Origin of the sequence: Natronomonas sp. (genome assembly GCF_036625485.1) — an archaeon.
Lineage (GTDB): Archaea > Halobacteriota > Halobacteria > Halobacteriales > Haloarculaceae > Natronomonas.
Genome location: NZ_JAZKTR010000082.1, coordinates 1 through 11,155, shown reverse-complemented (window position 1 = coordinate 11,155; position 11,155 = coordinate 1). Strand labels below are relative to the sequence as shown.

At 63.8% G+C, this 11,155-nt stretch carries 10 protein-coding genes; 4 read left to right on the top strand and 6 right to left on the bottom strand.

Translation table 11 applies throughout. The features are described from left to right. Positions 1–152: 152 nt before the first annotated feature. From carB to V5A53_RS09200, 5 genes are all read right to left on the bottom strand, one after another. Entirely contained in the window at positions 153–3,389 is a 3,237-nt protein-coding gene (gene carB / locus V5A53_RS09220; protein ID WP_332313312.1) for a carbamoyl-phosphate synthase large subunit, read from the bottom strand. A gap of 244 nt (positions 3,390–3,633) precedes the next feature. After that, a complete protein-coding gene (locus V5A53_RS09215; RefSeq protein WP_332313311.1) occupies positions 3,634–3,861 on the bottom strand; it encodes a hypothetical protein in 228 nt (75 codons plus the stop codon). Between the two features lie 166 nt (positions 3,862–4,027). Further along, positions 4,028–4,558 (bottom strand): DUF5815 family protein, encoded by a 531-nt coding sequence (locus V5A53_RS09210; protein WP_332313310.1) that lies wholly within the window; start codon positions 4,556–4,558, stop codon positions 4,028–4,030. Between the two features lie 164 nt (positions 4,559–4,722). After that, complete coding sequence (locus tag V5A53_RS09205; protein ID WP_332313309.1) at positions 4,723–5,592, bottom strand: hypothetical protein; 870 nt, start codon at positions 5,590–5,592, stop codon at positions 4,723–4,725. A 60-nt stretch (positions 5,593–5,652) separates the two neighbouring features. Next, positions 5,653–6,069 (bottom strand): DUF7124 domain-containing protein, encoded by a 417-nt coding sequence (locus V5A53_RS09200; RefSeq protein ID WP_332313308.1) that lies wholly within the window; start codon positions 6,067–6,069, stop codon positions 5,653–5,655. Between the two features lie 338 nt (positions 6,070–6,407). Here V5A53_RS09200 and V5A53_RS09195 point away from each other — a divergent pair, with 338 nt between their 5' ends. The 4 genes from V5A53_RS09195 (at position 6,408) to V5A53_RS09180 (ending at position 10,384) form a co-directional block, all read left to right on the top strand. Beyond that, positions 6,408–6,818 carry a GNAT family N-acetyltransferase gene (locus tag V5A53_RS09195; RefSeq protein ID WP_332313307.1) on the top strand — a complete coding sequence of 137 codons (411 nt, stop codon included), beginning with the start codon at positions 6,408–6,410 and terminating at the stop codon, positions 6,816–6,818. Between the two features lie 73 nt (positions 6,819–6,891). Continuing rightward, positions 6,892–7,881 carry an arsenic resistance protein gene (locus V5A53_RS09190; RefSeq protein ID WP_332313306.1) on the top strand — a complete coding sequence of 330 codons (990 nt, stop codon included), beginning with the start codon at positions 6,892–6,894 and terminating at the stop codon, positions 7,879–7,881. Between the two features lie 43 nt (positions 7,882–7,924). After that, positions 7,925–9,787, top strand: coding sequence for an SLC13 family permease (locus V5A53_RS09185; RefSeq protein WP_332313305.1), 1,863 nt, complete (start codon positions 7,925–7,927; stop codon positions 9,785–9,787). Positions 9,788–9,910: 123 nt separating this feature from the next. Then, positions 9,911–10,384, top strand: coding sequence for an ester cyclase (locus V5A53_RS09180; RefSeq protein WP_332313304.1), 474 nt, complete (start codon positions 9,911–9,913; stop codon positions 10,382–10,384). Positions 10,385–10,408: 24 nt separating this feature from the next. Here the strand turns inward: V5A53_RS09180 and V5A53_RS09175 are convergent, their stop codons facing one another. Next, positions 10,409–11,035: a GNAT family N-acetyltransferase gene (locus V5A53_RS09175; RefSeq protein ID WP_332313303.1), complete on the bottom strand. Its 627-nt coding sequence runs from the start codon at positions 11,033–11,035 to the stop codon at positions 10,409–10,411. Between the last annotated feature and the right edge of the window lie 120 nt (positions 11,036–11,155).

The following is an 11,155-nucleotide window of genomic DNA, read 5'->3' as shown; positions in this document are numbered from 1 at the left end:
GTCGTTCCCGCGGCGGCGAGTCCCGTCAGGAACCGCCGCCGCGTCGTTCGGGAGGGCATACGCCCATCTGTGGGAAGCGTCGGATAAATGCCTTCAGGAGACGAAAATGAGCGGTTTAGTTACGGCCTGTCACGCGAGTGCCGTCGAGGGGCTTACTCGCCCCAGTTGCGGCGCTCGGTGGGGCGTTCGGACAGGGCCATCACGTCGAGGGGTTCGTCCTTCGTCTCGATGGCTTCCAGCGCCGCGCGGGCGCTCGGCACCGTCGAGAAGTAGGTGATGGTCTCCTCGACGGCGACCTCCAGCACGTCGCGGTCCCGCGAGAAGATGACGTCGACCTCGCCGTCACGGAGCGACTGGTTCAGGTCGTCGAACTCGTCTTTCTCGTAGACGTCGAAGTGACGCTCGGCGTTCTCGCGGACGTCCGAGATGTCCTCGTTCTTCTGGGACATCCCGCGGAGTGTTTCGAGGTCGACGACTGCGGTCCCCTCGGTGGGGATGACCTTGCCGGTCGCCGACTGTGCCTTGAGGTAGGCCTTGCCGAACGAGCGGGCGGTGCCCATGACCTCGCCAGTCGATTTCATCTCGGGGCCGAGACGCGGGTCCGAACCCGGCAGGCGGTCGAACGGAAGGACGACCTCCTTGACGGAGACGTGTTCTGGCACCTGCTCGTGGGCCTGCAGTTCGTCGAGGGAGTTACCCATCATCGCCTTCGCCGCGAGTTTGGCGATGGGGACGCCCGTCGCTTTCGAGACGAAGGGCACGGTACGCGACGAGCGGGGGTTGGCTTCGAGCACGTAGACCTCGCCGTCGCGGACCGCCAACTGGACGTTCAGCAGGCCGACCGTCTCCAGCGCGCGGGCGATGTCCAGCGCGACCTCGCGGACGCGTTCGAGCGTGTCCTGCGACAGCGAGCGCGGCGGGATCATACACGCGGAGTCGCCGGAGTGGACCCCGGCGGCCTCGACGTGTTCCATGATGCCGCCGATGAGGACGTCTTCGCCATCGGCGACCGCGTCAACGTCGAGTTCCACCGCGTCGGCGAGGAACTCGTCGACGAGGATCGGCTTGTCCGGCGAGACGCGGACGGCCTCCTCGATGTACTCTTCGAGTTCCTCGTCGGAGTAGACCACGTCCATCGCGCGGCCGCCCAGCACGTAGGACGGACGAACGAGCACCGGATAGCCGATGTCGTGAGCGAGGTCGAGGGCCTCCTGCTTGCTGGTCGCCGTGCCGCCGTCGGGCTGGCTGATACCGAGTTCGTCCATCAGGACGTTGAACCGGTCGCGGTCCTCCGCGAGGTCCATCGCCTCGACTGAGGTACCCATGATCTCACAGTCGAGGTCGCGGCGTTCGAGTTCCGTCTCCAGCGGTTCGCCGACGTTGACGGAGGTCTGGCCGCCGAACTGGACCATCACGCCGTCGGCGTTGGTCTCCTCGACGATGTCGGCGACCTCTTCGGCCGTGATCGGCTCGAAGAAGAGGCCGTCGGAGGTGTCGTAGTCCGTCGAGACCGTCTCGGGATTGTTGTTGACGACGTGGGCGTCGATGCCCATGTCCTCCAGCGCGCGGACCGCGTGGACCGCACAGTAGTCGAACTCCACGCCCTGCCCGATGCGGATGGGGCCGCCGCCGACCACGACGACGCTTTCGACGTCACGGTCGACCTGTACCTCGCCTGCTCCCTGTCCCGTTGGCGGTTCACGCGCCGAGTAGTAGTACGGTGTCGACGCGCGGAACTCGCCGGCACAGGTGTCGACCTGCTTGTAGGTCCGGCGGGAGGTTTCGGCTTCGACATCCTCGACAGTGACGCCGGAGCCGTCGGTTTCGACCGGTTGTCCTTCGTCGTCGTCGGCCTCGGCGATCTCGGAGGGGAGCCAGGAGGCGTGGGTATCGTTGAACTCCCCGCCCGCGATGGCGGTGACCTCCTGGTTCGTGAATCCAGCGTCGGCCGCGGTCTGGAAGTCGCCGTCCTGGGCCGCTTCGGCGGCCTCGGCGATGCGCTTGAACCGCTCGACGTACCACTCCTTGATGCCCGTGAAGTCGATGACCTCCTCGACCGTGTAGCCGCGGTCGAAGGCCTCGAAGATGGCGTAGGGACGGTCCGGCGTCGGCTTGACGAGGTACTCGTCTTCGAGTTCGATGTCGGAGACGTCGCCCCAGTCGACTGCGGGGTCGTATTCGGAGGACCGGAGGGCTTTGAGCATCGACTCCTCGAAGGTCCGGCCGATGGACATCGCCTCGCCCGTCGACTTCATGGCGGGGCCGAGTTCGAACTCGACGTCGTCGAACTTGTCCTTCGGCCACCGGGGGACCTTGGTGACGACGTAGTCGATTGCGGGTTCGAAGGCGGCGGTCGTCTCGCCAGTGATCTCGTTGTCGATCTCGTGGAGGCGCTTGCCCATCGCCACCTTCGCGGTGACGCGGGCGATGGGGTAGCCGGTCGCCTTCGAGGCCAGCGCGGACGAGCGCGAGACACGCGGGTTGACCTCGACGACGCGGTACTCCCCGGAGGGCGTGCCGTCATCGCGCCAGGCGTGCTGGATGTTACAGCCGCCTTCGATGCCGAGTTCGCGGATGACCTTCAGCGCGGAGTCGCGCATCTTCTGGTGGGCCTCGTCGGGGATGACCTGCGAGGGCGTCACGACGGTGGATTCGCCGGTGTGGATGCCCATCGGGTCGATGTTCTCCATGTTACAGATGATGATACAGGAGTCGTCGGCGTCCCGCATCACCTCGTATTCGAGTTCGACCCAGCCGGCGATGGATTCGGTGATCTGGACCTCGTGGTTCCGGGAGAGCTGGAAGCCCTTGCGGGCGATCTCCCGAAGTTCGTCCATGTCGTCGACGACGCCGGATCCCGACCCGCCGAGGGTGTAGGCGGTGCGGGCGATGACCGGCAGGCCGCCGACGGCCTCGACGGCGTCTTCGATTTCGTCCATCGAGGAGATGGTCTCGGAGCTGCAGACCGGTTCGCCGATCTTCTTCATGCGCTCGCGGAAGAGGTCACGGTCCTCCGTGGCGTAGATGGTGTCCAGCGGCGTCCCCATGATGTCGACGTCGTACTCGTCGAGAACGCCCTGTTCGGCGAGTTCCGCGGTGACGTTCAGGCCGGTCTGGCCGCCGAGGCCGGCGATGACGCCGTCCGGCTTCTCGTCACGGATGACCTCGGCGATGGCCTCGGGTGTGATGGGTTCGACGTAGACCTTGTCGGCCATCTCCGGGTCCGTCATGATGGTCGCCGGATTGGAGTTGACGAGGACGACTCGGGCGCCCTCCTCCTGCAGGGCCCGACACGCCTGTGCGCCGGAGTAGTCGAATTCGGCCGCCTGTCCGATCTGGATCGGTCCGCTTCCGATAAGCAGAATGGTGCGGTCCTCGTCTGGCATTATGCGACCGAAGTTCGTACATCGTAATAAGCCCGGCGAATTGGTACGGATATCGTAACGAAAATTCGAATTTCGAATCGCGCGACGATTGCCGTGAGTAGTTCTAAGCGGTCGGTTATTTATAAGTGAGGCCTGGCGACTCGTGGCTGCAACCACTTCGAAAGCCCTCGGCGCGTCAGCAGGCTGAGGACTTCGCAGGCGTTACCACTACGAAAATGCCAGAGACGGGTTCAAAAGCAGGCCGTACCTAGCTGCCTTCGCCTAACCGATACCGATAGGGCTGGTCCTGAATGACCTCGATGTCTCCCATCTCGGCTTCCCGGCCCAGTACCGTAGCCACCTGGTGGGCACTATCGAACTCCTCGCCGTGTTCTTCGAGCAGGTCGAGTATCTCGCGCGCCGTCAACGGCTCTTCGGGGTCGGCCTCCGACAACACCTCGCGGATGCGCTCGTACTCACCCCGGCGTATGCGCATGTTCTTACACATGTGCCCACATACCATAACACCCCGTCAGACAATTGTCAGACGTGCGGACGACGAAAACCGAAAGACGTGACGGGTGTTCACGAACACCCGCTCGTCGGACAGATAGGCAGAAACACGTGTGACGCGCGTTAGCACAGTAAGCGGTTGATGCACCTCAGACGGGCGTGTCGACCTCGGATTCGAACTCCCGTTCGTCGCGGTACTGTTCGACGAACGCCTCGACGTCGAAGTTCATCATCTGCTGTTCGAACTGGGAGGCGGTGGCGTCGTCGCCGTGACTCGCCGCGTGTTCCATCAACTCGACGAGCAACTCGACGACGATCTCGTGGAGGCGGCGCGAATCGAAGTCGGTGACCCACACCAACGCATAGCCCACGTGGCCGTCCTCCGAGACGTCCGCGACCACAACCTCGTCGGGGAACTCCTCCATGACGACGCCCATCACGTGCGGCATGCTGAACTCGGGGAACTCGTCGTCGGTCTCGATGGTTTCCCGGAGTACGTCGGCGATGGCCTCGGGGACGAACCGGGAGATCGGATGCACGTCGACGACGACTGCGTGGCGGTCGCCACAGCCACAGTTGATCTCACGCATTCCCATATCGAGGTCGTGGGCGTGTACCGTCTCGCCACAGGAGAGTTCCAGAGTGCCGGGGTCGTCACCCGGGACGCGCGGTTCTGCCATTGGCGCTTCTCGGCGGCCCAACCGGTTAAAAACAGCGTTCCTCCGTGCTGTGCTTCATAGGGATTATCGTAGTCAGCCGGGGTTCCGAAACTCGTCCTCCGGCGGCAGCGCTCGGTCCCTCACCGAGAATCTACGAACGCCTACGATTAGCCCTCTCAGTAACGCTACTCCGGAATGTCGTCCGGCCCGAGCGCGGCATTGTAGGGGTCCTGTTCGGCCTCGGCAGCCTCGGCCTCGGCCGCGGTGACGTCCCGTAACTGGACGTAGAGTCGCGTCACGACTGCCGCACCGAAGACCGCGAGTACGGCGCCGAAGACCGCCGTCAGCAGCGTCACGGCTATCTGCGGAACGACCCCGCTCAGCGGACCTAACACCGCGTTCAACTGCGAGACAACGAGGACGACGAGCGCGACGGCGAACACCTCGATGCGGTTGCCCTTCGTCAGTCGCCACGAATCTGCCATCGCCGACACGAAGTTCTTGTCCTGCAGGGCGATCTCCTGCCGCAGGAAGTAGAAGACGACGGCGAGGAAGACCCCCGGTAGGACGAAGAAGAGGAGGCCGACCGAGATCAGTCCCCAGACGACGATCTTGCCGATAAAGCCGTTCAGCGTCGCCAGCAGGATGTTGTCGGTGGCGAGATCGGATGGGATGGCGTTGGTTTCATCGGTAGCGAAGACACGCACAGCGACGATCGAGACGGCCTCCGAGAGTAGCGCGACTACCACCAGACCGGCGGCCGCGACGCCGGGCGGGAGATCGAGAGCCAGCGGTGAGGTCTCGCGGGCCATCTCCAACTGCGTTTCCATCGTGTTTATCTGACGGTTGTACTCCTCCTGGCTGATGTTGATCTGCTCTGGGGAGAGTCCTCGGAATGCCTCCAGTAGCGATTCGAATCCCCCGATAAGCAGGGTCTGATAGAGTACCGCCACTGCTAGCCCGATGAGGAAGAATGCGACTGTTAGTAACAGGCCGTTCTTGGCGACGGTTCGGTTCGCACCTTCCCGAAACGCCGCACCGATATCAATCGACATGTTCGGCTACGCGTTCGCCGGCCTCTTAAGAATAGTCGAACCCCTTGACTGAACGCCGGATTACGGCCAGTCGTCGCGACCCCCGTCCTCGTCGTCGCCGGGTTCGCCGCCGGGCTCGCCGAGTTCCCAGTCGGCGGCCTCGGCAGCCTGTTCGACCGGGAGGTACTCCCAGTCGACCTCGTCGGCCAACTCGGCGTCCTCGTCGTCGACGCCGATGAAGACGTGCCGGTCGGTGTCGAACTGGGTCTTGACGTTTTCGAGGCTCTCCTCGCGGCCCCGCGGCCCGGAGAAGAAGTCCTGACGGATGCGGTTCTTCCGCGTGAAGTTCGTCACGACGTAGGTCGGCTTGTCGGAGACGACCCCGACGTACTCGCTCCACGTGCGAGCGTCGGAGAACACCTCCTCGGGCCGAGCTAGCCGCTTGAGCGCCTCCAACTCGAACGCGAGTGTCATGTCCGTAGAGCCGCCGCCATCCATACGCGATAGGGAGACTGCACCGGAGAAAACACTTTGGATACCACTTCGGGCCCACTTTTTGCACGAGAACGCGGGTCGGGCGCACTACGGCGCCCGACACCGGTTCTCGGCAAAAACGTGGGGAAATATGCGCGCGTCCTCCTTCCGCGGCGCCTCTGGCGCCGCTCCAGTCCGTGCGCGCTACGCTGGCTCCCTTCGGTCGCCAGCGGGAACCGCCTCGGGGCGCTTTTTAAGCACCCCGAGACGGATGCTAATCCACGTGTCATCCCTCCATTTTGTGTGCCATCCCAACACACCCTGCCGCCGGGCTTTTCCACTATCCTCGCACAACGCCGACTATGGAAATCCGCGAACTCGCCACCGACGCCGAGCGCGAACCGGCTGTTCCAATCCTCCGACAACTCTGGACCGACGCCGACCCCGACGAAGTGCTCGCGTGGACCGGCGACGACGATTACACCCTTTTCGGCCGCTTCGACGGCGACGAACTCGTCGGCGCTGCCGGCGCCCGTATCGACGATTTCCTCCATCACGTCCGCCACGCGTGGCTCTACGACCTCGTCGTCGACGAACCGCGACGTGGCGAGGGCCACGGCACCGCTCTCGTCGAATTCGTCGAGGAATGGGCCGACGAGCAGGACTGTGAGCGCGTCGCGTTGGCCTCGCCCCGTGCGAAGGAGGGCGTCCACAAGTTCTACGCCGACCGCGACTACGAGCGGTGGGGCTACGTCATCGAGACGGACGTCTGACCGAACGGCACTGCTTGACCGACGGCGGTTTACCATCGGCGACGGACGTATCGACAGAGAGGCCCGAAACAGGATGCTAACAAGGGACTGGATACAGCGCCATCAGGTCGCTATCTACGCGGTCGCCGTGTTCGCTGCCATCGGTTTCGGCCTCGGAGTGTCCGATGCCACCCCGTTCTTCCAGCGGCTCATCGAACCGGTGCTCGTCGTCCTGCTCTACGTCACGTTCCTCGAAGTTCCCTTCGTGCGAATCCGGCGCGCGTTCCGGAACACGCGGTTCATGACGGCCGCGCTCGGGATGAACTTCCTCGTCGTTCCGGTCGTCGTCTGGACGCTCACCCGATTGCTCCCGCAGGACCCCGTGATCCTCGTCGGGGCGTTCATGGTACTCCTGACGCCCTGTATCGATTACGTCATCACCTTCACCGAACTCGCGGGCGGGGATTCCGAGCAGGTGACCGCGGCGACGCCTGCGTTGATGCTCCTCCAGTTGCTCCTCTTGCCGCTCTATCTATGGCTGTTCATGGGCCAGCAGGTCGCGGAGGCCATCGAACCCGGCCCGTTCCTCGAGGCCTTCCTGCTGATAATCGCACTGCCGCTCGCGCTGGCGTGGCTGACGGAGGTGGCCGCCGAACGCTCGGAGGCGGGCCGACGATGGCAGTCGTCGATGAGCTGGCTCCCGGTCCCGATGATGGCCCTGACGCTGCTGGTCGTCATCGCCTCGCAGTTGCCCCGCGTCTACGATTCCATCGGCCGCATCGCGGTCGTCGTCCCCGTCTACGTCGCCTTCCTCGTGGTGATGCCGCTTGTGGCACGCTCGGTCGCCGGCGTTCTCGATATGCCACCCGGCGAGGGGCGGGCGCTGGCGTTCACCTCGGTGACGCGCAACTCGCTGGTGATTCTCCCGCTCGCGCTGGCGCTGCCCGCGGGCTACGAACTGGCGCCGGCCGTCGTCGTCACCCAGACGCTCGTCGAATTGACGGGATTGGTCGTCCTCACCCGCGTCGTTCCCGCGTGGTTGATTCCCGACCCGACGCCCTCCGAGGGCGCCGCCCCGGGGTAGGCCGACCAGAACTTTTAGGCGAGAATCGGGAGAACCAGCAGGCGTGCTCTCTCTCGTCGCTGGGACCGGACTGACGGCGGGGATGCTCGTCGTCTTCGCCATCATCCTCGTCGCGCTCGTGCTCTTCGTCACGGAGCCGGTTCCGATCGACATCACCGCCATCGGCGTGATGGTCGCGCTCATCGTCCTCGAACCGTGGACGCAAGTGAGCCCCGCCGACGGCGTCTCGGGCTTTGCCTCCTCGGCGACGATCACCGTCCTCGCGATGTTCGTCCTCTCGGAAGGTATCCGTCGGACGGGCGTCGTCAACATCATCGGCAAGGAGATCGCCGAGCGGTTCGGAGACAGCCCTTTCGGCCAGTTGGTCGCCGTTCTCGGCCTCTCCGGTGGGACGGCCGGGTTCATCAACAACACCCCGGTCGTCGCGGTGATGATTCCGATGGTGACCGAACTCTCGAAGCGAACCGGCATCTCCCCCTCGAAGCTCCTGATTCCCGTCTCCTACGCGTCGATGATGGGCGGCATGCTCACCCTCATCGGCACCTCCTCGAACATCCTCGCCTCGGACGTCTACGACCGGGTCGGCGGCACCGCGACCGACCCCTTCTCGATGTTCGAATTCACCGCCCTCGGTTTCCTCGTCCTCGTCGTCGGGACGGCCTACCTGCTCGCCTTCGGCCCGCGCCTCCTTCCCGAGCGAATCAAAGCGCGGACGGACCTCACCGACGAGTTCGGCATGACCCAGTACCTGACCGAAGTGGTCGTCCGCGATGACTCGCCGATGCTCGGCCGTGCGGTCGACGACGCGCTCGGCGATATCGACGTCGACGCGGACATCGTCCAACTCATCCGCGATAAACAGGCGTTCAACGAACCGCTCGCGCGCAAGGAGGTCCGGGCGGGCGACATCCTCGTATTGCGTGTCGACCGCGAGAGCCTCATCGAGTTGATGGACGCCGAGGGGCTGGATTTCGCCCCCGACGCCGAAGTGACCGACGACGTGTTAGAAGCCGACGAGGATGCGACCGAGGAACTCGATGCATCCGTCGGGGAGCAGCGACTGGTCGAGATCGTCCTCTCGCCGGATACGAACCTGCTCGGCGAGACGCTGGTGACGCTCAACTTCCGCCAGCGCTACGACGCGACCGTGTTGGCCATCCGCCGCGGCGGCGAAGTCATCCACAAACGGATGGACAAACGCCCGCTTCGAGCCGGCGACACGCTCCTGATACAGGCCAGCGAGGACACCGTTCGGCGCTTCCAGACCGACCGCAACTTCGTCGTCGCGCAGTACCTCACCCGTCCGGATTTCCGGTCGAAGCGCATCCCCGTCGCCGTCGGAATCGTTGGCGTCGTCGTCGCTATCGCTGCCCTCGGTATCCTCCCCATCATGGTCGCGGCGCTCGGCGGCATCCTCGGCATGGTCGTTACCGGTTGTGTCAAACCGAACGAGGTCTACGACGCCGTCGACTGGAACGTCATCTTCCTCTTGGCGGGCCTCATCCCCCTCGGCGTGGCGATGGAGGAGACCGGCGCCGCCGCATGGCTCGCCGATATCGTCGTCGGCAACGGCGCCGAGATCGGAGCCGTCGCCCTGGTCGGAATCTTCTACCTCTTTACCGCGCTGGTCACCAACGTCATCAGCAACAACGCCAGCGTCGTCCTGATGGTGCCCGTCGCCTACGATACGGGCCTCCAACTGGGCGCCGACCCCTTCGCGTTCGTGCTGGCGGTCACCTTCGCCTCCTCGACGGCCATGCTGACGCCCATCGGCTACCAGACGAATCTCATGGTCTACGGGCCTGGTGGCTACAAATTCACCGACTTCGCACGTGTGGGTGCACCACTCCAGTTGATTCTGACCGTCGTAACGACGTTCGGCATCGTCTGGTTATACGGTGTTTGATGGGACACATCGGCATTTCTGGACCTCTTTATAAGCAGTCGAGATAGCCCCACAGCAACTGTATCTCCTTTTACACTATATCACCATATGGTTTGAACTGGTTGGCGCATCATCTGGGGGAGTATGGCGGGGAGTACTATCGATACGTACTACGGCCGCTACGTGGAGGGATGGAACGACCATGACCCAGAGGTAGTGATCGAAGCGTTCGCCGATGGGGGGACGATCTCCGACCCGGCTACCGATGGGGCGCTATCCGGCGACGAAATCAAGGAGTGGGTCGAGGAAACGACCGAGGGATTCCCGGACGTTCGGTTCGAAGTGGACCGACGAGTTGCCGACGAGGAGGCAGGGCGCTTGTTCGTCGAGTGGACGATGTACGGAACCCATACTGGACCATTCGGCCCACTCCCGCCGACCGGTGAATCCGTCGAACTGAGCGGCGTCGACGTAATAACGTTCTCGGACGATGGCATCACGTCCATCGACGGATACTTCGATATGGCCGAGTTCAAAGAGGAACTCGGGCTGACCTTCCCGTCCGTCATCGGCCAACTCCCGAAACTCGCCGTCGGAGCCGCGAAAAAAGCCCTTTAAACCGAAATTCGAGCCCCTCTGTTTTCACCACTCGAAGGTGGCCTCGTACTCGCCGTCGGTCGCTTCCTCCCATTCCTCGGCAGTAATCGAGTAGCGGACCGAATCTCGCGGTTCGTCGCCGATGACGATATCGTTCCGAATCACGCCCTCCTTGCGGCCGCCGAGGGCGTCGACGTATTTTTCGATTGCCCCACGGGAGTTGTCGTTTTCGGGGTCGTGAGTGACGCCGACGACTTCCAGATCGAGGACGTCGAAGGCCAGCGCGATGAGAGTGCGTGCGCGTTCACCCGAGTACCCGCGGCCCCAGAACGGTTTGCGTAGCCACGTACCGAGGTTACCGCGACGAAGGTCCCAGTCGACCGAGATGCCGCCAGCACCAGCGAACTCGCCAGCACCGTCCTCGTCGTCGCGAGGATATATGGCGTAGTCGACGCCTTTGCCCTCGTCGAACCGCTTGCCGACGTGTTCGACGAACTCCTGAGTCTGCTTCGGGTGGGGATGGGGGTCCCAGGTCACCCACTCGGTAATTCGCTCGATGTTTGGGGCGCCTTCGCGGGTGTGTTCGTACATCTCGTAGGGGTCGAAATAGTCGGGATGGATTACCTCGTAGCGGAGGCGTGGACTCTCGATGACGGGCGGAAACAGGGTCACACCGACTGCTGGACGGGCCTACGGAAAAAGCATTGCTGACGGGTGAGAAAGGATACCGAGGCGTCTTAGTCGTCCGCGCTCGGCGTAGCCACGGAATCTTCCTCGGTCAGCGCGATGACG